The organism is Mobilicoccus caccae (assembly GCF_030161635.1).
Taxonomy (GTDB): domain Bacteria; phylum Actinomycetota; class Actinomycetes; order Actinomycetales; family Dermatophilaceae; genus Mobilicoccus; species Mobilicoccus caccae.
Genome location: NZ_BSUO01000001.1, coordinates 1,194,138 through 1,217,595 on the forward strand (window position 1 = coordinate 1,194,138; position 23,458 = coordinate 1,217,595).

Here is a 23,458-nt window from a genome sequence, read left to right on the forward strand (position 1 = left end):
CCGTTCGTCGCGTCCCCACCCTCATCACACGCGCTCGACCTCGATCCACGTGTCGAGCTGGGCCGCGCCGCCACCGATCGGGTCGCACATGCCACCCCCACCGACGAGCGTGTCGTCGACCAGCAACGCGTTGACCGCCACTCCGGTGTCGCGAGGGCCGGCGAACCCCATCTCCTCGTGCATCGGGGTGATCAGGCGTGCCGAGTCGTTGTGTCCGTAACCCTCCACGGGCTCGATGCGCCTGCCGTCGATCTCGATCGCCGACGCCCCGACGCCGCGGTGGCCCAGCGTGGCGTCCGTGCCGACGACGCCCGGGCGGATCGCCTGGGTGACGTGCGCGATGCCCTCTGCCTCGCCGTTCGGCGAACGCAACCGCACCCGGTCGCCGGAACTGATGCCCCGCTCCTGCGCGTCCTTGGCCGCGATCGTCACGTAGTTGCTCGGGCGCACCTCCCGCAGCCAGGCGTTCTGCACGGTGCGGTGCGTGCCGTGCTGGCGGGCCTTCCAGTTGAGGAAGTGCAAGGGGTAACCCTCGGTCGGTACCGGGGTCCCGTCTGCCCGGGTCGGTGGCCGCAGCGTGGCCAGACCGTCGAAGGGCTTGCCCGTCATCGGGTCCTTGGCCGCCGCCACCTTGGGGTCGTAGAACTGGCAGAGGCCCTCGTAGCGCGCCTTGAGCCAGTCGCCCTCGTAGCCGTCGGCACGGTCCTCGCTCGATCCCTCGAACCGGCCGCCGCGTCCGAGGACGTAGACCACCTTGGCCCACTCCGCCGGTCTCACCGCCGCCTTCCAGGCCTTCTCGTCGTAGTGACGGCCGAGGGCCTTGGTGCGGGCCTTCGTGAAGATGTCGAGCTCCTCCGCGGAGGCGTCGGGTACGGGCTTCTTCGCGGCGTAGGCGACGTTGGCGGCCATCTTGAGCCAGTAGTCCTCCACCGTGTCGAACCGGGTGCCGGGCCCGAACGCGTCCTTGCCGACACCCGGCAGCTTCAGCGCCTTCGCCAGCTCGAGGTAGAACCACTCCACGGGCCTCGGTCCGTCGAACGCGCGCGTGGTCGGCTGCCCGAGCTGGATGAGCTTGTACTGCTGGCTCGGGTAGATCGACTCCTGGGTGAACCGTTCCAGGTAGGTGAGGTCCGGGAGGACGTAGTCGGCGTAGGCCGAGGTGTCGCCGACGCTGGTGTCGAAGCTGACGAGCAGTTTGATCTTCTCGACGTTCTGCAGGGTCTTCGCCTGGCGGTGTGCGCCGGGGGAGGAGTTGAGCGGGCTGTGCCGGTGGATGAACAGGGCGTCGAGCGTGTAGGGATAGCCGGCCTCGACGCTAGGAATCACCTCGTGACACAGGTTGCCCGGGAACGGGTACCAGCGCCGCCTCGCCGGGTAGCCCTCGGAGAAGAACGGCGACTTCTCATAGGCCACCTTCTCGCGGGTGACCGGCACGCCCCAGGCGGTGTTCGCACCCGGCACGGTCTCCAGGTCGTAGCGCCCGGTCGTCGGCGCGAACTTCTGCTGGGCGGTGATGTGCCCGCCCTTCCAGTCGTGGTTTCCGATGAGGAAGTTGAGGTAGCCGATGGCCCGGATGGTGTCGAAACCGTTAGCGTGCATGGCCGGTCCGCGGTAGCTCATGATCGCTGCTCGCTTGCCGTGGGAGGTGAACTCCTTGGCGATCCGCTGTGCGGTACCGACGTCGACACCGGCGGCCTCGCAGTACTCCTCCAACGAGCGCTCCGCCAGCCGGCTCCGCAGGAGTCGGAACACGGAAGCGACCTTGACCGGGCCGTCCGGCGTCGCCAATTCGGTCTCCACGTCGAGGTCGGCCAATCCCCTGGCCGTGTTCGCCCCCACGGGCTGTCCCGCCACGAGGACGACCGGTTCACCGTCGGGCACCTTGCCGTCGGCATCAGGCTGCGGCGCCTCGGCCCGGCCCAGATCGACCAGGGTCAGCTTGCCCCGCTTGGGGTCGTCGACCTTGACGAGGTGAGTAGCGTCCGACCAGGTCGGCTCGCCGATCGCCTTCGCCGCGGCCTTGCCCGGCGCGCGCAGGTACCGCTCGTCGTAGCGCTTGTTGTCGATGATGTCGCGGCCGATCGCGAACGCGAGTTCTGCGTCGTGGCCCGGCTTGACCGGCACCCAGAGGTCGGCCTTCTCGCCGGTCTTGCTCATGCGCGGGTCGATGACGACCATCTTCATGCCGCGCTCGCGCGCCGCGCCGATACGGGGGGCGAGCCAGGTCGGACCCTTCTGGGCGGTGAGCGGCTCGGTACCCCACACGATGAGGTAGTCGCAGTAGTCGATGTCGGCGTACATGCGCTTGTAGCCCGTGTCGGGGTGCATGCGCGCGTTGGCGACGACGCCGGTGACGCCGCAAGTTCCGCCGTGGTTGAACTGGTTGATCGACCCGAAGGACTGCAGCCCGAACCGTTCGCCGATGAGGTACATGCGGTCGCCGCCGAGGATCGCGAGCCCGTTGGAACGGGGGCCGAGCGCGGGGCGCTTGGGGTCGAGCAGCTTGGCCCCCACGTGGTCTCGAACTCTGCCACCGTCATGGACTTGTCGGTGACCTTAGCCCAGTCGTCCATGACCGGCTTCTCGGGCGCGTACGCCCACCACGATCGCAGCCCCGTCGTGCCGAGGCTCGCGTCGCCGTCGAGCACCTCGGCGAGCGCCTGTTCCCAGCTGATCGTCTGCCACTTTCCGCTGCCGCGCTCACCGACCCGCTTGAGCGGCTGGGTGATCCGCCGGGAGTCGTGGGCGGTCTGGATGCCGGCCTGCCCCTTGAGGCAGGCGATGCCGCCGGCCCGGGAGCGGGCTTCGCGGGTCATCGTGCCGATCCCGACGACGGCCTCCGCCAACGGCGTGTCATAGGGGATGCACGGGGCTGGTTGGCTCGTCAGGGGGCTGTAGGGATTGCCCGAGATCTTGCGGATCAGGGAGCTGGCCCCCGACTCGCCGGGGTCGGTGACCCGCACCTTGATCGTGCAGAACGTGTTGCACTGCATGCACATCGTGTTGATGACGTCGGTCGCGTCATAGGCGTCGTCGTCGTGCCCGGTGCCGTGGGCGGTCTCCTGGGTGAACGCCGGGCCGAACCCCTCGCGGAACATGAGGCCGACCGCCCCGACGCCGACCGCTGCTGCTGCTGTGCCGCCGAGCACCTGGCGGCGCGTGGGTCCGCGGTGGGATTCCTTCGGGTCATCGGAGTGCGTGCCTGCGGGCAGGTCGCCGCCGGTGCCGGCCGTGGTGTGCTCGCTCATGACAGCGCTTCCTTCTCGGTGTGGGCGGTCGCGACCGACGGGACCTCACCGCGGTCGGCGGCGAGCGCCGCGTGGTCGTCGGGGTCGGGTTCGTGGATGGGCTGCCACTCCGAGACGAGGCTGTAGACCAGCGCACCGCCTGCGATGAAGAACATCGACAACAGCCACTCGTTGAGGGTGGGGTAGTAGTCGCCCGTCGGGTAGCCCTCGATGACCGGAGGGATGAGTGGGGGGACGACGATGTTGAAGCGCACCCCGACGATGCCGACGACGCAGATCATGGCCGCGGCGACGATGGCGCCGGTGCGCTTCTTCAGCGGCGACAGGATGATCGCGGCGGGGATGATCATCCCCATGCCCATCTGGATGATCCAGAAGGTCCAGGCGTACGGGCCGAAGGCCTGCAGGGTGATGATGTTCTGGTCGTGGTGCTCGAACGCGAGCAGCGGTACGACGAACTCGTAGAACGTCAGGCCGAGGTCGATGAGCACGGCCGCCAGCAGCACGGTCGACAGGTTGCGGATGAGCACCCGGTCGGGGCGCCTGCCTGCCCCGCGCGCCTGCCAGTAGTGCACGGCGATGAGCAGGGCCGTCCCGGAGACCATCGCCGAGACGACGAAGATCACGGGGAAAAGTCCGCCGAACCACATCGCGCGCGCCTTGACGACGGCGAAGATCGTTCCGGTCCCGCCGTGTACACCGAAGATCGCGAGCGGGACGCCGATCGTGCCGAGGATGCGCATCCACCTGTGGGCCCGCTCCACCGAACGGACGAGCCGCCGCTGGACCCGGATGGCGATGACCAGTTCGGTCACGAGCAGCGCGATGTAGAGGACGTAGAACCGCACCTCCCAGCTCAGCGGGCTGGTCCAGTGGAAGAAGATCATCGTGATCGGGGCCCGTTCCATGCGTCCCAGGTCTGCGCCGATGAAGCACAGCGCCACGCCCATCGAGACGATGGCCGACAGCAGGGCCGCGCGACCGATGCGCTCGAACTGGTGCATCCCGAAGACGTAGATGAGTGAGGAGACGAGGAACGCGCCGGCCGAGAGCCCGACGAAGTAGATGTAGAACGCCACCCAGGCGCCCCACGGCATCGTGGAGGTGAGGTCCGTCGTGGCCAGACCGCCGAAGACGCGGTTGTAGAGGCCCCACGACCCGACCGCGAGCGCGACGAGCAGAACGGCGTACCAGATGGTGCGGGCGCGGGGGTGAGGAACGCCGCGGTGCGGGGGTCGCGGGCCCACCAGCGTCGGCGGCCTGTCCGAGGGGCGGTGGCGCTGGATCCGCGGGGAGTGGTCGAGGTGGTCATCATCGGCCTCTCAGCGCAGGTACCAGACGCGGGGTTCGGTGCCGAGCTCTTCGCGCAGGCGGAAGGCCCGGGGGTCGGCGACGAGTTTGGACACCACGCTGTCCGGATCATTGAGGTCGCCGAAGTACCTGGCGTCGCCGATGCACGTCTCGCAGCACGCGGGCTCCTCGCCACGAGCGGTGCGGTGCGTGCAGAACGTGCACTTGCGCACGGTGCCGATGGGCGGGGTGTAGCTACCGCGCGCACCGCGCTGGACGCCGTACTCGGGGGACTGGACGTCGGCGTAGCCCTGCATCTCGCGCGAGTAGTCCTCACCGAAGTCGAAGGATCGCGCGCCGTACGGGCAGGCGGTGATGCAGTACCGGCACCCGATGCACCGGTCGGCGTCGATGACGACGACGCCGTCGCCGTTCTTGTACGTGGCGTTCACGGGGCACACGCTGACGCAGGGTGGCACGTCGCACTGCATGCACGGACGTGGCACGTTGACGCGGCGGACGTTGGGGTATTCCCCGGTCTCCTCCTCGACGACGACGTTGTAGCTCACGCCGGGCGGCGTCCGATTCTCGGCTTTGCAGGCGACGGTGCACGAGTCGCATCCCACGCACTTCTGAAGGTCGATGACCATCGCCCAGGAGGGGTGATCCGATGTCGGTGACGTGTCGCTCGGGCGTCGGCTGTGGATCGTGACGTTCTGTCGGGCCATGAGTCTCTCCGGCTGCGTCTTGTCGGGCAGGTGGTTCCGGGATGCCGTCGATGGGGCATTCTGGAGATGCGTGATCGGACGACGGAGAGATCCGAGGACGGGCTCCCGCGACCGTCTACTAATGATCCAAAGAATTATGGAATAGGACGAGAGCGAGAGGTCCCTTGACAGCAGAGAGCGACGAGCCGTATAAGGCGCTGGCGTTGGTCGGCAAGGCGTTCGCCAACGCCAAGCGCCTCGAACTGCTGGATCTGCTCACCCAGGGTGAACGCACGGTGGATTCGCTGGCCAGGGAGTTGGGTGCCGGGCTGAGCACGGTGTCTGCCCACCTACAGGTCCTCAAGCTGACGAGCCTGGTGGCCACGCGGCAGGAGGGCACCCGCGTGCACTACCGGCTGGCGGGGCCCGATGTGGCCCAGCTCTACGGGCAGTTGCGCAGCGTCGCCAAGGAGCATTCCCCGGCCGTCGAGTCGGCGGTCAAGCTCGCGGCCGGTGCGACCGGGGTCGAGGAGATCGGTCCGGAGGAGTTGCTCGAGCGGTTGGAGCGCGGCGATGTCCTCCTGCTCGACGTGCGCCCCCGTGAGGAGTACGACGCCGCGCACATCCCCGGCGCCCGATCGGTGCCGCTGCCTGACCTGGCGGGCGGTCTGGACGGTCATGACGGATCCACGGATCTGGTCGCCTACTGCCGGGGCGCCCACTGCGTCATGGCGACTGATGCTGTGCAGCTGCTGCAGTCCCACGGCGTGCCCGCATTGCGCCTGCGTGACGGGATGCTCGAGTGGCGCTTGGCCGGATACCCGCTCGAAGCGAGTTCGACCCCGGCAGACGATGGGTCCTCCCGAGCCTGATCCCTGACGAGTCAGCTTTCGTCGGGGCCGCCCTCGACGAGCACCGCGTGGGGGAACAGCGCCGAGTCGAAGTCGCGACCGCTCTCGACAGACAGGTAGGAGGCCAGCAGTCGCGCCAGCGCCCGGTGGGTGAGGGAGGCCGGAGACGCGTCGACGGCCACGCACCACTCCGGGACGACGGGAACGAGGTCGCGTTCGATCCGGTCGGACTCCGCGACGCGCAGGCGCTTGGCCTCGGCGTGATCGCCGCCGGCCCAGGCCGACGCCTCCGCCTCGCAATCGCTCGCCAACGTCTCCAAGCACGGCAGCAGGAACTCGATGTCCGACACGGGCGGGACCCATGAGGGCGTCAACGCCTCCAGGTCCGCAGCCGCGCTGCGACGGGAGGCGCGGCGGGCGAAGGTGTCGAGGATCATGAGCGAGGGCTCGAAGGCTCCCGTGGAATCGCCGAGCCAGGCGACGGCGTCGCGGAACTCCCGCTGCCACGTGCCTTCCCGAAGTGCGTCGATCATCGAGGCGTGGGGCGGCTTGAGGGCATCCGCGAGGAGGCGCCACCCGGTGGCGCGGTGGGCAGCGATGGCCGCGAGGTCACGGCCGAGCCCGGCCAGGGTGGCTGATTCGTCCATGGTCGTCCTCGTTCCTTCGGCGTCTCCCTGGGACCTACGGTGCCTGTGGGTCCTCCGACCTCGGCCTGCCGACCGTATCGCGCCGATTAGGGGGCGACGGAGATGCGCTGGTAAGTTGGTCTCTTGCCGTCGATCGGCCGCGGAACCAGAGCGCCGGGTGGGAACGCCCCCGAGCACCGCGCAACGAGTGAAGAGGAGTCGTCAGTGCCGCTGGATACTGAGACCAAGAAGAAGATCATGTCCGAGTACGCCACCGGTGAGAACGACACCGGCTCGCCCGAGGTGCAGATCGCGATGCTCACGCAGCGCATCAAGGACCTCACCGAGCACGCTCGCGCCCACAAGCACGACCACCACAGCCGTCGTGGTCTGCTCCTGCTGGTCGGTCGTCGCAAGCGCATGCTGCGCTACCTCGAGACCACCGACATCGAGCGCTACCGCTCGCTGATCAAGCGACTCGGTCTGCGCCGTTGACGCATTCGTGAACAAGGGCGGTCACCTCATCACCTGAGGTGACCGCCCTTGGCGCATTCCTCCCACGCACACCTCGGCGGGTCCGCACGTCATCGCCGCAGCGCATCGGGGAGGATGAAGCCGAAAGACATCAGGATTCCGTCGCGGGCGCGCAGCGCCGAGCGAGGAGTCGCGCCGAGAGGCGCGGCGAAGAACGAGAGCCCGTGCACAACGACGATGCACGAGGCCGAAGCAGAGAGAACAGGAGGACCCATGGAGGGTCCAGAGATCACGTACGCCGAAGCCACCATCGACAACGGCAAGTTCGGCACCCGCACCGTCCGGTTCGAGACGGGACGTCTCGCCAAGCAGGCCGGCGGCGCCGTCGCGGCCTACCTGGACGACGACACGATGCTGCTGTCGACCACGACCGCAGGCAAGAACCCCAAGGACCAGTTCGACTTCTTCCCCCTCACGGTCGACGTCGAGGAGCGCATGTACGCCGCGGGTCGCATCCCCGGCAGCTTCTTCCGTCGCGAGGGACGCCCCGGCACCGACGCCATCCTGACGTGCCGCCTCATCGACCGGCCGCTGCGCCCGACCTTCAAGAAGGGTCTGCGCAACGAGGTCCAGGTCGTCATCACGGTGCTGTCGCTCAACCCCGACCACCAGTACGACGTGCTCGCCATCAACGCCGCGAGCGCCTCGACCCAGATTTCCGGTCTGCCGTTCTCCGGCCCGATCGGTGGCGTCCGCATGTCCCTCATCGACGGGCAGTGGGTCGCGTTCCCCAACTTCAGCGACATCGAGCGTTCGGTGTTCGACATGGTCGTGGCCGGCCGGGTCGTCGGTGACGATGTGGCGATCATGATGGTCGAGGCCGAGTCCACCGAGCAGACGTGGGACCTGGTCAAGAACCAGGGCAAGACCGCGCCGACCGAGGAGGTCGTCTCCGAGGGTCTCGAGGCCGCCAAGCCGTTCATCGCCGAACTGTGCCGCGCGCAGTCCGAGCTGGCGTCGCAGGCCGCCAAGCCGGTCCAGGAGTACCCGGTCTTCCTCGACTACGCCGACGACGCGTTCCAGGCCGTCGAGGCCGCGAGCAAGGACAAGCTGCGCGAGCTGCTGTCCATCGCCGGCAAGGCCGAGCGCGAGGACGCCCTCGACGCCTACAAGGACGAGCTCAAGACGAGCCTCGCCGGTGAGGGCGCGCAGTTTGAGGGGCGCGAGAAGGAGATCTCCGCGGCCTACCGCTCGGTGCAGAAGCAGCTCGTGCGCGAGCGCATCCTCACCGAGAAGGTCCGCATCGACGGCCGTGGCCTCGCCGACATCCGCGCCCTCGGCGCCGAGGTCGAGGTCCTGCCGCGCGTGCACGGCTCGGCGATCTTCGAGCGCGGCGAGACCCAGATCATGGGTGTCACCACGCTCAACATGCTCCGCATGGAGCAGCAGCTCGACACCCTCTCGCCGGTGACGCGCAAGCGCTACATGCACAACTACAACTTCCCGCCGTACTCCACCGGTGAGACCGGTCGCGTGGGCTCGCCCAAGCGCCGCGAGATCGGCCACGGGGCCCTGGCGGAGCGTGCGCTCATGCCGGTGCTGCCGACGCGCGAGGAGTTCCCCTACGCGATCCGTCAGGTGTCCGAGGCCCTCGGCTCCAACGGTTCGACATCGATGGGTTCGGTGTGCGCGAGCACGCTGTCGCTGCTCAACGCCGGTGTGCCGCTGCGCGCCCCGGTCGCGGGCATCGCGATGGGCCTGGTCTCGGCCGAGATCGACGGGCAGACGCAGTACGCGGCGCTGACCGACATCCTCGGCGCCGAGGACGCGTTCGGCGACATGGACTTCAAGGTCGCCGGCACCCGTGAGTTCGTCACGGCCATCCAGCTCGACACCAAGCTCGACGGCATCCCCGCCTCGGTGCTCGGTGGCGCGCTGACCCAGGCCCGCGACGCGCGCCTGCACATCCTCGACGTCATGAACGAGGCCATCGACGCTCCCGACGAGATGAGCGTCTACGCGCCGCGCGTCATCAGCGTCACGGTCCCGGTCGACAAGATCGGTGAGGTCATCGGCCCGAAGGGCAAGATGATCAACCAGATCCAGGAGGAGACCGGCGCGGACATCTCCATCGAGGACGACGGCACCGTCTACATCGGTGCGACCGACGGCCCCTCGGCGGAGGCGGCTCGCGCGCAGATCAACGCGATCGCCAACCCGACGATGCCCGAGGTCGGGGAGCGGTTCCTCGGCACGGTCGTCAAGACGACGACGTTCGGTGCGTTCGTCTCCCTGCTGCCCGGCAAGGACGGTCTGCTGCACATCTCCGAGGTGCGCAAGCTCGTCGGTGGCAAGCGGATCGACTCGGTCGACGACGTCGTGGCGGTGGGCCAGAAGATCCAGGTCGAGCTCAAGGAGGTCGACCCGCGCGGCAAGCTCAGCCTCGCCGCCGTGCTGACCGACGAGCAGCAGGCCGCAGCCGACGCCGCGGGTGGGCAGGACGACCGTCCGCCGCGTCGTGAGCGTCGTGACCACGACGACGACCGTGGTGGTCGTGGTGAGCGTCGCGACCGCGACGACCGTCGCGCCCCCGGGCCGACGCCGATGCCGCGCCCGCGGACTCGGGTTCTGACTCCGACGACGGAGACTCGGACGAGGAGCGCGGTGAGCGTCGCAGCCGCAACCGCAACCGTCGTCGCGGCAACCGCGGTCGCGGTGGCAACGGTGACTCGGGTGCGGAGAACGTGGAGTCCGGCGCGGACTCCTCCACGGCCGACACCCTGGCCGACTCCGCGCAGCGCAACGAGGGCGTCTCGGCGTCCTCCGAAGAGGCCTGATCCGGCCTACGCGTGACATGAGGCCCCGTCCACCGAAAGGTGGGCGGGGCCTCGCGGCAGTCCGAGGTCAGGCCCGCTCGACGTGCTGCACGTCAACTCGTCGATCGACGAAGGCGCTCAACGTGGACGAGCACCCGAGTCCGGGCGATCGCGGGAGATGGCGTTGGTATCGATCCCGGTGTTGTCAGCCGACGTTGTCAGTCGTCACCTGGGTGACCATCTCGTTGGCCTCGACCGGGACGAAGACCTTGGCAGGCTTTCCCCGAGTCTTGGGGCCTGCCGAGAAAATGGTGGGGGGCCGGCCACCGGGTCGTAGAAGCCGCCTTCTCCCGCTGTGAGGTACACCAGGTATCTGGAATCCGCCGGGGTACGGGACACCGCCTTTCCATTGACGGCATCACTCAGATATCGCACCGAAACCTCGTCGCCACGGGCTAGGGGGCCCTTGATCGGATTCACGACCCGCACTTTCAACACCGTCATGGGAAGGGTCGGCAAGTCGGTCGGAGTATAGCCGGGGGCGTAGGGGTACTCCGGATCACCCTCCTCGATGTCGACAGGTTCCGAGATCCATGAGGTCTGGTCCAGTGCGACGCCGTCCACGATGGCGATGACCTGGGCGTGGCGCTTCATCTCAGGTAAGGTCAACGCGGCATAGGCAGCCTGGACGGTGGTTGTCTCCTGGGGGCCCGGCTGCGCGGACTGACTTTGCGATGGGTCTGAAGCGCCACACCCGGACGAGCACAAGACAGCGGCAAGAGCGGTCACGACAGAGGCAGCAGTAGTCGTTGAGGTCGATCGAGGCGCATGGTGATTGCGGATCACGGGAAAATCCTCCTGACGTCTTCGATGTCGTACGGCTGAGGCCAGTAGTAGCCCCCCTGCAACCCCTGGCTGCCGTACTTCATAAGTGAGACGCGGCCGGTGTTTGGATTGTCCTTCAGGTTGAGGCCATGTCCAAGCTCGTGCGCGTAAACTCCCTGGATCTTGTGTGACCACAGGCCTGGAAGGGGGCCGCTGGAAATGTTCGCCGTGTCGAGGGTGATGTTGGCCGTAATGGCGCGACCGTTTCGCTCTTGCCAGGTGGTGACGAAGACGCCGTATGTGCGGGGGCAAGGCTGCCGACCCTGAGTAGGAGCGCGGGCGTGGCATCGTTCCAGCCCACTGACGCCCTGGTTCCGGTCCGATTCCACACATCGTGGCCGAATTGGCATGCACCGGCCATATTCCCGCTCAAGTGCTGGCGCCCATTGACCCATAGTCGAGGGTCAGTGAATCCGTGACCCCAGGGCTCCGCTTGAGCTGCCGCCGAGGCGCTCATGAGTAGCGCCGTTGCCAGGCTCATGGTGACTCCGCGTCGAAGTCTGAACCGCCGACACACTGCACTCGTGATAGCAGTCGCAGGCCGTCGGACCATGCTTCTTGGAACGCTCATGGTGCCTCCGTAGGAATGGGGTCTCGTCACGGAGAGCCCGTTCCCATCTGCAGTAACCTGCTCGCTACGATGGTGTGTTGAGAATATGCTCGTGGAGGGCGTCCGTCAATGGACGGGTCCCGGTCGACAAGATCGGTGAGGTCATCGGCCCGAAGGGCAAGATGATCAACCAGATCCAGGAGGAGACCGGCGCGGACATCTCCATCGAGGACGACGGCACCGTCTACATCGGTGCGACCGACGGCCCGTCGGCCACGGCCGACACCCTGGCCGACTCCGCGCAGCGCAACGAGGGCGTCTCGGCGTCCTCCGAAGAGGCCTGATCCGGCCTACGCGTGACATGAGGCCCCGTCCACCGAAAGGTGGGCGGGGCCTCGCTGTTCGAGCGGAGATTCGTGGCCACGATCTGGTAGGGGAGAGTCGTCGACAGTCGGGCCGGCTGGTCGGACGTAGCGCAGTTTCGACGTCCTCGGCACGGCGGGTTCTGGGACGAGTGCACGTCGCTGCAGGTCAGAGGCCTGGCGGGATGCAGTCCGGGTTCGCGAGTACGTCGAAACCGCGTGACGTCTCGGGACAGGGCTGCGCGAGGGCGTGCGGGGGAACGATGCCGGAGTCGGTTCGGCTCCAGGAGGGCCCTGGTCAGACCCCGAACCGACCCTGACCCCACCCTGAAGACCTGCTCACGGGGGTGTGGGGTGGGCTCTGATGAAGGCATGACCGTCCCATCGACGCCCTCGCGTCCGCGCCCGACCGGCGTCCGTTCCCGGCTCCTCGTCGGTGCCCTCGTCCTTCTTGCGCTCATCGCCACGCTCCTCGTGCCGGCAGCCGGGGCGGCGCACGCGATCGGGGCGACCGACCGCAGAACCCCGGCTGCGGTGACACCGACCGCCGCCGACGTCGACGCCTGGCTCGACGGGCTGGTCCCCGGGCTCATCGACGCCCACGAGGCGGCGGGTGGGGTCGTCGTGTCCGTCGTCGCGGGCGGGAAGACCCTGGCCGTCCGCGGCTACGGCGCGGCCGACGCCGATCACCTCACCCGCGAGGCCACACCGCTGGACGCCGAGCGCCACCTCGTGCGGATCGGGTCGATCAGCAAGACGTTCACCGGGATCGCGGTCCTGCAGCTCGCCGAGGCCGGCCGCCTCGACCTCGACGCCGACGTGCGGACCTACCTCGACTTCTCCCTCGACCTCCCGCGTGGAGCGGTGACCCTGCGGCACCTGCTCAGTCACACCGCCGGTTTCGAGGAGCGCTTGGCCGGCCTGGATTCCGCGACCGCCGAGGGGATGCGCAGCCTGCGGGATGTCGTCGCGACCGACCCACCGCGGCAGATCTTCGCCCCCGGGGCCACCCCCGCGTACTCCAACTACAGCAACGACCTCGCCGGGTACGTCGTCGAACGCGTCACGGGCGCACCGTTCGAGAGCTACGTCGAGACGAGCATCCTGCGCCCGCTCGGGATGTCGTCGACCACCGTCGACCAACCCCTGCCCGACGCCCTCGCGGGTCGCCTGGCGACCGGGTTCGCCACGCGTGGCGGCGAACCCGGCTCCTTCGAGTTCATCGCCTCCCGACCGGCCGGCGCCATCACCTCCGGCGCGCCCGACATGGCCCGCTACATGAACGCCCTCCTCGGACACGGCGGCGACGCGGCGATCAGTCCCGCGATGCGCGCGCAGATCGTCGGCGCGACGCCCACGGACGGGGTCGGGCCGCTCGCGAAGGCCGGGTACGTGTCGCTCTCGTTCCACCACCAGGACGTCGGGGGCCGTACGGTCCTCGGTCACGGCGGAGACACCTCGCTGTTCCACTCGCAGATGTCGATCGTCCCCGAGGCGGACCTCGGCATCTTCGTGTCGATGACCGGGGGTGCGAAGGCCGACCTGCGCAGCGAGATCGAGAAGGCGTTCCTGCTCCGCTATGTCGCACCGACCCCGTCCTGGGGCCCTCGTCCCGACGGCAGCGCCGACCGCGCCCGAGCCGTCGAGGGCACGTGGAGATTCACCCGCCGGAGCGAGTCGACCTTCCTGGCCCTCCTCACCCCGACGGTGCGGGTGAGGGCCGAGGCGAACGGCGACCTGGAAGCCCTCGGCAGCACGTGGCGCGAGGTCGAGCCGTGGGTGTGGCAGGACGGTTCGGGCCGCCACGGCATCGCCGCCCGCGTGGGGCAGGACGGCACCGTCGAGGCGCTCGCGCCGGACGGCTACTTCTCCGCCACCCCCGGCGGGCTCCTCGACAAGACGCAGGAACTCATCGTCCTCGGCGCCGCGATGGGGGTGCTCCTCATCGCGCTCGTCACCTCGCTTGTCCTCGGCCTGCGACGGTGGCGGACGCGCCGACGTGATGAATCCTCGACGAGATCGACGGGATCGTCGGCGCAGAGCGGGACGCGCCTGCGCCGGATCGCCGCGTGGACGCCGGTCGCGGCCCTGGTCGCCTGCGCCTCCGTCGTCGTGCTCCTGTGGCCACTCATCCAGGGCGACCTCGCGACCCCGCTGCCCATCCCCGCCCTGTGGGTCGCGCAGGCCGCGTTCGTGCTCACCGGAGTCGGGGCGCTCCTCGGTCTGGCCCACGTGGTCCTGCTGGTGCGCGCGCGTCGCCTGCTGCCGGCACTGGGTGCGCTGCTCGTCGCGGTGAGCGCCGTCGTGGTCGTGGTCATCGCCACGACCAACGGCCTCCTGCTTCCGGACGCGACGTACTGACCGTGGGGGAGGGACGAGGGGTCGGGGACAGGCATGCATGATCGGCTCCAGCGCCTGCCCGCGGATGTCAGGATGCGGAGATGAACACCTCTGATCCACGCGCGGCCGCGGCTGGTGCCGGTCGTCAGGCGCGGCGCCTCGCGGACCACCCGATGCTGGAGAAGGGCGCGCGGCTCGGGTTCGTCATGAACGGCCTGTTGCACGTCCTCATCGCGGTCATCGCCCTGCGCGTGGCGGTGGGTGGCTCGGGCGGGGAGCAGGCCGACCAGTCCGGGGCACTCGCCATGCTGCGCGACGCCCCGTTCGGGTCGGTCCTGGTGTGGCTCATGGTGATCGGGCTGCTCGCCCTCGGCCTGTTGCTGCTCACCCAGGCGGTGCTGCCCGCCTTCGGCACCGACGCGAAGGAACGCGCGAAGGCCGGCGCCAAGGGGGTCGTCTACCTCGCCGTCGCCGCGACCGCGTTCGGATTCGCCAGGGGGACCAAGGGCGAGGAGTCCAGCGCCCAGGACAGCCAGCAGGCGACGTCCACGCTGATGGGGATGCCGGGCGGCCGGATCCTCGTCGGTGTGCTGGGCGTGGCCGTCCTCGGATTCGGTCTGTATTACGCCTACCGCGGCTGGTCGCGACGCTTCACCGAGAGCCTCGAGGCCCACCCCGGTGAATGGCCGGTACGGATGGGGGTCGCCGGGTACGTCGCGAAGGGTCTCGCCCTGGCCATCGTCGGCATCCTGTTCGTCACCGCCGCCGTCACCCTCGACGCCGAGACCTCCAGCGGCCTCGACGGCGCGCTCCGCTCGCTGCGCGACCAGCCCTTCGGCGCCGTGCTCCTCGGCCTCATCGCGCTCGGCCTCGCCGCGTTCGGCGTGTGGTGCTTCTTCCGCGCCAAGCACGAGGACCTCTGAGCCCTCGTCACGCTCCACCGTGCACGGCGCCGAGACCGCCGTCTATAGGCGGCGGTCTCGGCGACGCCGAGGGCCGGCCGACCCCCGCCGCGGCGAGTGTCTCCATCACCTCTGCTACCTCCTCCAGGAGCACCGACTCGGAGCGACGGTCGGAGTGGCGGGCGGAAAACCAGGTGCTCAAGCCGCCGCTCATCCGTAGGCTCTTGAGATCGTGAGCAGCCCTTCCACCGTCGCCTCAGGCCAGACGGAGCGACCCGTCCCCACCGTGACGTGGCGCCGTCTCGTCACACCGACGGCGGGATGGGCACTGGTCGCCTTGTTCTTGGGATCGATCGGTACGGCGCTCGGCGCCGTGATCGCCGGGCGGCTCGCCGAAGGTGTCACCCTCGACCTCGTGTGGTGGCTCGCGGCGTTCATCATCGGCGGCGCCTGCCTCGACACCGTCGGCCGCGTGCTCTGGTCCGGTGGAGCCGACCGCGCCGAGGGACGCCTGCGTGAGGACCTGCTCGACGCGGCCCTGGACCAGCCGCTCGCCACCCTCACCGAACAGGCCGTGGGAGAGGTGCTCGACCGCGTCGACGACGACACCCGCGAGGTCGGCTCCCTCGTCCGCCTGCAGGTCTGGATGATGCTGCGGGCGATCCTCACGGGCATCCCCATGCTCGTCGTGGCGGCGTTCACCTGGTGGCCCGGCGCGATCTTCTTCCCGCTGTTCACCTGGCTGACGCTGCGTCTGATCCGTCCGTTGCTCCCGCAGATCGCCGAACGCAAGGCCGTCGAGGAGGCGGCCTGGACCGACCACGCCGCCGTCCTCGAGGAGGGCGTCGCCGGCCGCGACGACCTGCGCACCAGCCTCGGTCAGGCATTCGCGATCCGTCGTCTGGCCGCCCTGTCCGCCACCGTGCACGACCTGTTCATGCGGGTCCTCGTCCTGGAGCGCCGGGTCGTGCTGCGCTCGGGCCTCATGCTGCATTCCCTGCTCGGCGGGGTCGCCGTCGTCGGTGTGGCGATGGTGACCGCGGGCGGCCTCTCGGTGGGCGAGCTCGTCACCCTCTTCCTCGTCACGAGCACGTTCGTCGGACTCCTCGGCCACGTCGCCGAACAGCTTCCCGACCTGCAGGCCGGGATGGGAGCGGTCATCCGCCTGCGGCAGATGCTCGCCTCGCCGCCGGAGCCCGTCGGTGGCCGGGCGTTGCCGGGCGGCGCCCTGGACCTGGAGTTCCGCGATCTGAACTTCTCCTACGCCCAGGGCTCCTTCGCCCTCACCGACGTCGACCTGCGCGTCCCCGCCGGGCAGACGATGGCCCTGGTCGGACGCACCGGATCCGGCAAGTCGACCCTGGCGGCGCTGCTGTCGCGAGCCGTGGATCCGCCGCCCGGCGCGGTCTTCCTCGGGGGCGTCGACGTGCTGGAGGTCGACATGACGGACCTGCGCCGCGCGGTCGGTGTCGTCACCCAACGCACCGAGATCCTCGCGGGCACGCTCGCGGACAACATCACGCTCTTCGCCGATGTGCCGCGCGCCCGCGTCGAGGAGGTCGTGGCCGAGCTCGGACTCACCGACTGGATCGCGGGCCTCGACGCCGGTCTCGACACCGCACTCGGAGCGGGCGGCACCACCCTGTCGGCCGGGGAGGAACAACTCCTCGCGTTCGCCCGGCTGCTCATCCGCGACGTCGAGGTCGTCGTCCTCGACGAGGCCACGGCGCGCATGGACCCGCTGACGGAGTCACGCGTCGTCGCGGCCTCCGACAGGCTGCTGCGCGGCCGCACCGGCATCCTCATCGCGCACCGGCTGGGCACGATCGCCCGCGCCGACCGCGTCGCGGTGCTGGAGGCGGGCCGCGTCGTCCAATCCGGGCCGCGCGCCGAGCTGGCCGAACGCGACGGCCACTTCCGCGACCTGCTCACCGCATCGGGTGTGGTGGACGACGAGCAGCCTTCGGAGCCGGCCGAGTCCGCCGAGCCCACTGGGACTTCTGTGTCCTCGACGGCTCCTCCGACCTCGACGACCCTCACCCCTCCCGCGACCCGGGCGACCCAGGTGGGGACGTCGCGACGCCGCGGGGAGATCGTGCCGCGGCCCGATCCCGGCGTCGGCCCGTCGCTGGCCCGGGGGATCCTGTCCGCCCTGCTCGTCCGTCCGGAGTGGGGCATGGTCTCGGTGGGGTTCTTCCTCGTGTTCGGGGCGACCGGAGCCATGGGCGCGCTGACCGGCTACGCGTGGGGCCACACCGTGGAGGCGCTCACCCTGGGCGAGTCCGGCCCCGCCGTGTGGGGCTGGGTGGCGCTCGTCGCGGTGAGCGTGCTCATCGGCCCGATCGCGCTGGCCGCCGGCGTCATCCGGTATCCGCGCTGGTGGGTGGAGGTGCTGCTGCGCGTGCGCATGGCGGTGCTCGTGGGGCAGAGCGGTCAGCGACGCCTCGCTCCCGCACCGCCGGGGAGGTCGTCGCCCGCGCCCTGGACTCCGACCGGTACGCGCGGTATGCCGACCGGTGGGTCGACGTGATCAACGGGCTTCTCATCGCCGCGTTGACCGCCGTCGCCGCGGGCACCTGGCTCGCCGGGCTCGTCCTCCTCGTCGTCATGGTGGCGGCCGGACTCGCCTCGGCGCTCGGGCGCCCGGTGGCGGGACGGTCGGCGGCCGCGGCGTCGGCGGCACGGGCGAGGTTCGGTCGGACCCTGGTGTCGGTGCTCGACGCGGCCCGCACCGTCAAGCTCGCCGGGCGTCTGCCGCAGGTCCGGGCGCACCTGCTCTCCGTCGACGCCGGGCGCGTCGAGGCCGCCGTGCGGGAGCACCGCGTGCAGGCGGCCCTCGACGGAGTGCCGACGATCATGGTGCAGGTCGGCGTCGTTGCCGCCTGGGCCGCGGTCCTCCTCGATGCGTGGGGCCTCGCCACGGCGCTCTTGGTGTCCACCGCGGTCAGCGGGTTCGACTGGTTCGGCCGGGTGGCCGGGTCCGTCGTCACCGAGGCTCCGGGTACCCGCGCCTGGCAGGTCGCGACCGGTCGCATGGCCGGGGGAGTCGACCTCATGACGGTGCCGCCCGGCGTCGACCTCGTGACCGGTGAGGCGCCCGCCCCGCCGGTGCCGGCGCGGTCGGGGTTGCGGCGACTCACGTTGCGTGGGCTCACCGCAGTCCACGAGGACGGGACGATCGGCGTCGAGGACGTCGACCTCGACGTCGACCGCGGTGAACTCGTGCTGCTCCTCGGCCAGATCGGGGCCGGCAAGTCGAGCCTGCTGCGGGCGCTCGCGGGGCTCGTGGACCATCGGGGATCGTTGCAGTGGAACGGTGTCGAGGTCGACGACCCCGAGCTGTTCCTGCGCCCGGGACAGGTCGCCTACGTCTCGCAGGTGCCGCGGGTGCTCTCGGGCACCTTCGACGACAACGTGCGCCTCGGGTTCGACCGCGTCTTCGAGGGGCCGGTCGACGACGCCCGACTGGCCACCGACGTGGCCGCGGCCGGCGGTCCGGGCTCGCTCGTGGGCCACCGCGGGGTGAGGCTGTCGGGCGGTCAGGTGCAGCGTCTGGCCCTCGCGCGGGCACTCGCGGCGGACGCGGAGTTGCTGCTGGCCGACGACGTGTCCTCGGCGCTGGACGCGCGCACCGAGATCGATCTGTGGCAGGCCCTGCGTCGACGCTCGGCCACCGTCGTCGGCGCGACGTCCAAGCGCGCGGCCCTCGCGCAGGCCGATCGGGTCGTGGTCCTCGCCGACGGCCGCATCACCGCCGTCGGCCCGTGGGACGACCTCGAGGCCCGGTGGGGTCACCTGGCGGGCTGACGTCTGTCCCCACTTCACCCCCGAATCACGTTCTTCACCCCTCAGCTTTCGGTGGGTCAAGAACGTGTTTCGGGGGTGAAGTCCGTTCGGGGACCGTGGGTGGAGGAGGGTGGCTGATGGGTGTCGCCGGTGCAGGTGCCGGCCTGCCGACGTGGTGGCAGGCGGATAGCATCGGGCGCATGACTCGCTTCACGTTGCCGCGTCCCACCTCGGGCGACATCATCGACCTCATCATCGACGACCACCGCGTCATGGAATCCCTTCTGCGCGACGTCCGTGATTCCAGCGGCGACCGCGAGGCCGCACGCCAGGCATACTCCGCGTTGCTCGTCGCGCACAGCGTCGCCGAGGAGGAGGAGGTGTACCCGACGCTACGCACGAAGACCGCGCAGGTCGGCGAGCACGAGGTGGAGCACGGCGAGGAGGAGCACGCCGAAGGGCTCGCCGCGCTGCTGGAGTTGCTCGAGGCCAAGGGCACGGACACGCAGAAGTACGACGACGCCGCGGAGAAGGCGAGCAACTACCTCTACCACCACGTGGTCGAGGAGGAGCTGACGATCCTCAACCCGGCGCGCTCGGACCTCTCCGACGCGGTCCGCGCCGATCTGGGCGCCAAGTTCCTGGCGCGACGCAGCGCTCTGCTCGACGAGGACTGCGGGGACATCGAGACCGTGCGCCGTCTGGTCGCCCGCGCGGTCAAGGACGACACGATCCCCTCCGCCGATCTTCCGGAGTCGCCCGGCCACTGACCCGTCCGCCACGCCCGGTGCGCTCTCGACCGAACGCGTCCTGCCGATGGGGTGGTGGAGCACACCAGGGGGAGTCATGCCGTTGACCCGGTCGATCGTCGCGGGCCCGAGGGCCGCGGGATCGGACCTGCCGCGCCGTCTCGACGTCGCCGGGCACTTCGTCACCGGCGGCCAGGCCCCGTGGACCTTCGAGACCTTGGCCGGTGGTCGTGACGTTCCCCCTGGTCAGCAGGCCCCCGAGCCCGTCGCCTGGCGCCTGCGGACCGGGTTCGGCGCCACCGAGGTCGGCTGCATCGTCGTCGGGCTGGCGCTGGCCCTCGCCGCGACGCCCGGGGCGGGCGAGGCCGGGAGCGCGGTCATCCGCCGGCTTCGCCTCACCCCGGGTCAGGACGTGCTCGTCGTCCCCGAACTCGTGCATGCGGCGACGGGAGTCACGGACCTCCCGCTCGCCGTCGTCGTCACGACCACCGAGGACTGTGCGGGGTTGCTCGCCGAGCTCGCGGCGACCACGCGGTGGTCGATGACGACGGCCCGGATCGGGCGCCCGTGAGGATCACAGGGCCAGGGCGAAGAACGCCAGGATGAGCAGGGAGAACACGAGGTTGACGATCGCGCCCGCACGGCCACTCCGGGGCCAGCTCGGGGCCTCCCGCATGCGCATCAGGGCGTAGACGCCACCGACGAAGGCCGCCGCGAGGATCGATCCCAGCGCCCACTCGGGGAGGACGTCCCACGCGCCGCGGGTCCAGACGAGCACGGCAGCACTCGCGCCGTCGACCACGCCGCCGGCCAGTTCCATGCGGGACCGGCCTCGCCACGCCTTCCACCACAGCAGGCCGACGAGCACGACGGCGATCGCGACGGGCATCCAGGACCACGCGTTCGCCGCGGGGGAGTCGACGGTGACGCCGGGGCGGATGAGTCCGATCCCCACCTCGTCGACGCTCGTGGCCGAGTTACCGAGGACCACTGCGGCCGTCCCCGCTTCGCGGTCGATCGTCATCATCGTGGAGGTGCCGCCCGACCCTCCGTTGTGCCACAGGAACGGACCCTGCGCGGAGTCGGTGGTGATCCAGGCCAGGCCGATCTTGCGACCGTTGGAGGCGTCGGCGCGCGGCGTGAGCGCGTCGCCGCCCGGGGCCCGCCCGCGCAGGACGGCGTCGGCGAACTTCGCCATGTCCGCAGCGGTCGTCCGGGTCGAGGAGCCCGCCGGGTCGTATCCGGAGGACCACCAGTGGCTCGTCTCCATCCCACCGGTGAGGTGGGGGTGGCCAGCCCGGGGGTCGGATTGGAGTCGTCGGCGGCGATCACGGTCTCGGTCATCTGCAGGGGCGTGAGGATGCGCTCCCGCACCAGGCTCGGCCAGTCCGCGGCGCCCGCCGCACGGGCCTCTGCGTGCCCCAGCAGGGCCATGCCGAGGTTGGAGTAGGAGAACGTGCCCTGATCCGCGAGCTGCGCCGTCCCGGCGCTCTCGTTGACCTTGTCGGTGGTCCACCCGTCGTAGGGGTTGGCGTTGTTCAGCACGGCCCACAGCCCGGAGGCCATGTCTCCCTCCGGCAGCCGCGGCAGGCCGCTGGTGTGCGTGGCCAACTGCTCTGCCGTCACGCCGCCGGCGGGAGTACCGGCCAACTCGGTCAGGTACGTGGAGATCGGGGCGTCCGGCTCCATCTCGCCGCGCTCGACGGCGTCGGCCAGCAGCATCCCGGTCCAGGTCTTCGTGATGGAGCCCAGCTCATACGGCGTGTGCGGGCCGGGCGCGCCGCCCTCACCCTCGCCGTCGACCGTCTCGAGGGCGCCCAGCCCGGCGAAACTCGTCGTGCCGTCCTGGATCCGCGCGACCGACAGGCTCTGCAGCCCCCGGCCCGTGCCGACGGTCGCCTCGACGTCGCGGATCAGGGTGGGGTCGCCGGCGCGCTCGGAGCCCAGCGTGGCCCGGGGGCCGAGGGCGACCGCGATCACCGCGCCGAGGACCAGGGCGGTGATCACGCTCAGCGCCACGATGAACCCCGGGCGGCGGAAGCGCGAGGAGGGCCCGCCCGGCGTCTTCGGATCGGCCGGCGGTGAGGACGTGTCGATCTGATCGTGAGCAGTCATGAGGTGGAGTCCTTTCGGCTGCGGTGGACGGATCGGTGGATCAGGAGGGGAGGGTGGCGCTGATGATCGTCAGGAGGGGGACGACGCGGTGCGGTGGCACCTCGTACCGGCCGCGCCCCGCCGAGGAGAGCCACCCCGCCGCGGTGAGGGCCCGCAGGTGGTGATGGAGCTGGCCGGTGGTGCCGAGTTCCTCGTCCGCCGCCAGGTCGGCGGTGGTGTTCGTGCCGCCCAGGACGAGGTGCAGCAGCCGGAGGCGGACGGGATGTCCGAGCGCCGACAGCGGGGTCGCGCTCGCGTCCCAGTCGGCGGCGAGCAGGTCGTCGCTGGTGCGGCCCCACTGCCACTTCACCGGGCCGCGGTCGGTCCGCAGGTGCCCGGCGAACAACACGGCGCCCTCGGGCACCTGTCGACCGAGTTCGTCGACGGCCCAGAACCGCTCGGAGTCCGACGCGGGCGCATGGTCGGGCGGGCTCTGCTCGCGATCGGTGGCCGCCCGCTCGTCGAGGAGCTGCCGGACGGCGTCCTCGAGCGCAGCGAGGCGGTGTTCGATGTCGGCCATGACGTCGATACTACGTAGATACGTATTAACGTCAAGTCGGCGAACCGGTCGGCGGCGGGGTGCCGGGACGAACGTCGGCCCGGGGCGTGAGCCCTACGATCGCTCCATGACGACGACTTCCCCTGAGCCCTCGGCGCGTTCCGGCGACCGCCCGGTGCGCGCCGGCCTCGCCTCGTTCGGCATGGTGTCGCGGGTCTTCCACGGCCCGTTGATCACGGCGACCCCGGGATCGACCTCGTGGCGATCGCGTCGTCCTCGGAGCAGAAGGTGCACGCCGCCTACCCGGAGGTACGCCATCACCCCGACCCGGCCGCGCTCATCGCCGACCCCGACGTCGACCTCGTGATCGTCACCACGCCCAACGACACCCACGTCCCCCTGGCCGAGGCGGCCTTGGCCGCCGGCAAGCACGTCGTGGTCGAGAAGCCCGTCGCCCTCGACGCGGCGCAGACCGAACGGCTCGTCGCCGCCGCGGCCGGGGCGCGCGAGAAGGGTCTGGTCACCTCGGTGTTCCACAACCGGCGCTGGGACGGCGACTTCCTCACGATCCTCGACGCCATCGACCGCGGGCTCGTCGGACGCCCCGTCTCGCTGGAGTCCCGCTTCGACCGCTTCCGGCCCGAGCCCCGTCAGCGGTGGCGTGAGGTGCCCGGGCCGGGCAGCGGGCTCTGGGCCGATCTCGGGCCGCACCTGGTGGATCAGGCGCTGGTGCTCTTCGGACGTCCGGAGTGGGTGAGCGCCGACATCGCGACCGTCCGCGACGGCGCGCAGGTCGACGACGACGCGCACGTCGTCCTCGGGTACGACCGGCTGCGTGTCGTCCTCGGCGCGTCGACCCTCGCCGCCCGGCCGGGTCCGCGGTTCGTCCTGCACGGCACGACGGGCACCCTCGTCATCGAGGGTCTGGACCCTCAGGAACCCCAGCTCGCCGACGGGCACCTGCCCGGGCAGGAGGGGTACGGCCTGGGCGCCTCCGACGCCACCCTCACCACGGCGGAGGGGACCTCGACGATCCCGCGCCTGCGCGGCGGGTACCTCGACTTCTACACCCGCCTGCGCGACGCGATCCTCGGCCTCGACGACGCGCCGGTCACCGTCGAGGAGGCCCTGGTGGTCATGCAGGTCATCGACGCCGCCCGGCTCAGCTCCACCGAAGGACGCCGGGTGACGGGCGAGACGGCTTGAGCGCTGCCGGTTT

At 70.3% G+C, this 23,458-nt stretch carries 17 protein-coding genes and 2 pseudogenes; 10 read left to right on the forward strand and 9 right to left on the reverse strand.

The window, feature by feature from the left end; all coding sequences use genetic code 11:
- Positions 1-24: 24 nt before the first annotated feature.
- From QQK49_RS05830 to QQK49_RS05845, 4 genes are all read right to left on the reverse strand, one after another.
- Positions 25-2,265 (reverse strand): molybdopterin-dependent oxidoreductase, encoded by a 2,241-nt coding sequence (locus tag QQK49_RS05830; protein ID WP_284305832.1) that lies wholly within the window; start codon positions 2,263-2,265, stop codon positions 25-27.
- Positions 2,181-3,248, reverse strand: a complete 1,068-nt coding sequence (locus QQK49_RS05835; protein WP_284303123.1) for a molybdopterin-dependent oxidoreductase — start codon at positions 3,246-3,248, stop codon at positions 2,181-2,183. Before QQK49_RS05835 ends, QQK49_RS05830 begins: the two co-directional genes overlap by 85 nt.
- The gene (gene nrfD / locus QQK49_RS05840; protein ID WP_284303124.1) at positions 3,245-4,495 is read right to left on the reverse strand and encodes an NrfD/PsrC family molybdoenzyme membrane anchor subunit; all 1,251 of its coding nucleotides are present in this window, start codon (positions 4,493-4,495) and stop codon (positions 3,245-3,247) included. The genes QQK49_RS05835 and nrfD overlap by 4 nt, the downstream gene beginning before the upstream one ends.
- Positions 4,496-4,570: 75 nt before the next feature.
- Positions 4,571-5,107: a 4Fe-4S dicluster domain-containing protein gene (locus QQK49_RS05845; protein ID WP_431310511.1), complete on the reverse strand. Its 537-nt coding sequence runs from the start codon at positions 5,105-5,107 to the stop codon at positions 4,571-4,573.
- Positions 5,108-5,430: 323 nt separating this feature from the next.
- Here QQK49_RS05845 and QQK49_RS05850 point away from each other — a divergent pair, with 323 nt between their 5' ends.
- The gene (locus tag QQK49_RS05850; RefSeq protein ID WP_284303125.1) at positions 5,431-6,117 is read left to right on the forward strand and encodes a metalloregulator ArsR/SmtB family transcription factor; all 687 of its coding nucleotides are present in this window, start codon (positions 5,431-5,433) and stop codon (positions 6,115-6,117) included.
- 11 nt (positions 6,118-6,128) lie between these two features.
- Here QQK49_RS05850 and QQK49_RS05855 read toward each other — a convergent pair whose 3' ends face one another.
- Positions 6,129-6,743, reverse strand: a complete 615-nt coding sequence (locus tag QQK49_RS05855; RefSeq protein WP_284303126.1) for a hypothetical protein — start codon at positions 6,741-6,743, stop codon at positions 6,129-6,131.
- A 204-nt stretch (positions 6,744-6,947) separates the two neighbouring features.
- Here QQK49_RS05855 and rpsO point away from each other — a divergent pair, with 204 nt between their 5' ends.
- Both rpsO and QQK49_RS05865 read left to right on the forward strand, forming a co-directional pair.
- Positions 6,948-7,217: a 30S ribosomal protein S15 gene (gene rpsO, locus QQK49_RS05860; protein ID WP_284303127.1), complete on the forward strand. Its 270-nt coding sequence runs from the start codon at positions 6,948-6,950 to the stop codon at positions 7,215-7,217.
- 252 nt (positions 7,218-7,469) lie between these two features.
- Positions 7,470-10,049, forward strand: a complete 2,580-nt coding sequence (locus QQK49_RS05865; protein ID WP_284303128.1) for a polyribonucleotide nucleotidyltransferase — start codon at positions 7,470-7,472, stop codon at positions 10,047-10,049.
- A 188-nt stretch (positions 10,050-10,237) separates the two neighbouring features.
- Here QQK49_RS05865 and QQK49_RS05870 read toward each other — a convergent pair whose 3' ends face one another.
- Positions 10,238-10,666 carry a hypothetical protein gene (locus QQK49_RS05870; RefSeq protein WP_284303129.1) on the reverse strand — a complete coding sequence of 143 codons (429 nt, stop codon included), beginning with the start codon at positions 10,664-10,666 and terminating at the stop codon, positions 10,238-10,240.
- Positions 10,667-11,581: 915 nt separating this feature from the next.
- On the opposite strand from QQK49_RS05870, the pseudogene QQK49_RS05875 reads away from it, so the two are divergent.
- The 6 genes and pseudogenes from QQK49_RS05875 to QQK49_RS05900 all read left to right on the forward strand — a co-directional run.
- Positions 11,582-11,758: pseudogene (locus QQK49_RS05875) on the forward strand (KH domain-containing protein); the annotation flags it as partial.
- Positions 11,759-12,181: 423 nt separating this feature from the next.
- Entirely contained in the window at positions 12,182-14,170 is a 1,989-nt protein-coding gene (locus tag QQK49_RS05880) for a serine hydrolase domain-containing protein (RefSeq protein ID WP_284303130.1), read from the forward strand.
- Between the two features lie 80 nt (positions 14,171-14,250).
- A complete protein-coding gene (locus QQK49_RS05885) occupies positions 14,251-15,072 on the forward strand; it encodes a DUF1206 domain-containing protein (protein ID WP_284303131.1) in 822 nt (273 codons plus the stop codon).
- A 211-nt stretch (positions 15,073-15,283) separates the two neighbouring features.
- Positions 15,284-18,858: pseudogene (locus tag QQK49_RS23170) on the forward strand (ATP-binding cassette domain-containing protein).
- A gap of 179 nt (positions 18,859-19,037) precedes the next feature.
- Positions 19,038-19,607: a hemerythrin domain-containing protein gene (locus QQK49_RS05895; RefSeq protein ID WP_284303132.1), complete on the forward strand. Its 570-nt coding sequence runs from the start codon at positions 19,038-19,040 to the stop codon at positions 19,605-19,607.
- Between the two features lie 76 nt (positions 19,608-19,683).
- Positions 19,684-20,157 carry a hypothetical protein gene (locus QQK49_RS05900; protein WP_284303133.1) on the forward strand — a complete coding sequence of 158 codons (474 nt, stop codon included), beginning with the start codon at positions 19,684-19,686 and terminating at the stop codon, positions 20,155-20,157.
- A 3-nt stretch (positions 20,158-20,160) separates the two neighbouring features.
- Here the strand turns inward: QQK49_RS05900 and QQK49_RS05905 are convergent, their stop codons facing one another.
- From QQK49_RS05905 to QQK49_RS05915, 3 genes are read right to left on the reverse strand one after another with little or no spacing between them, the layout of a single operon-like run.
- Positions 20,161-20,613 carry a hypothetical protein gene (locus QQK49_RS05905; RefSeq protein ID WP_284303134.1) on the reverse strand — a complete coding sequence of 151 codons (453 nt, stop codon included), beginning with the start codon at positions 20,611-20,613 and terminating at the stop codon, positions 20,161-20,163.
- Complete coding sequence (locus QQK49_RS05910; protein WP_284303135.1) at positions 20,610-21,701, reverse strand: serine hydrolase domain-containing protein; 1,092 nt, start codon at positions 21,699-21,701, stop codon at positions 20,610-20,612. Before QQK49_RS05910 ends, QQK49_RS05905 begins: the two co-directional genes overlap by 4 nt.
- 40 nt (positions 21,702-21,741) lie before the next feature.
- Complete coding sequence (locus tag QQK49_RS05915; RefSeq protein ID WP_284303136.1) at positions 21,742-22,260, reverse strand: ArsR family transcriptional regulator; 519 nt, start codon at positions 22,258-22,260, stop codon at positions 21,742-21,744.
- Positions 22,261-22,497: 237 nt separating this feature from the next.
- On the opposite strand from QQK49_RS05915, the gene QQK49_RS05920 reads away from it, so the two are divergent.
- The gene (locus tag QQK49_RS05920) at positions 22,498-23,445 is read left to right on the forward strand and encodes a Gfo/Idh/MocA family oxidoreductase (protein ID WP_431310512.1); all 948 of its coding nucleotides are present in this window, start codon (positions 22,498-22,500) and stop codon (positions 23,443-23,445) included.
- Positions 23,446-23,458: the final 13 nt, after the last annotated feature.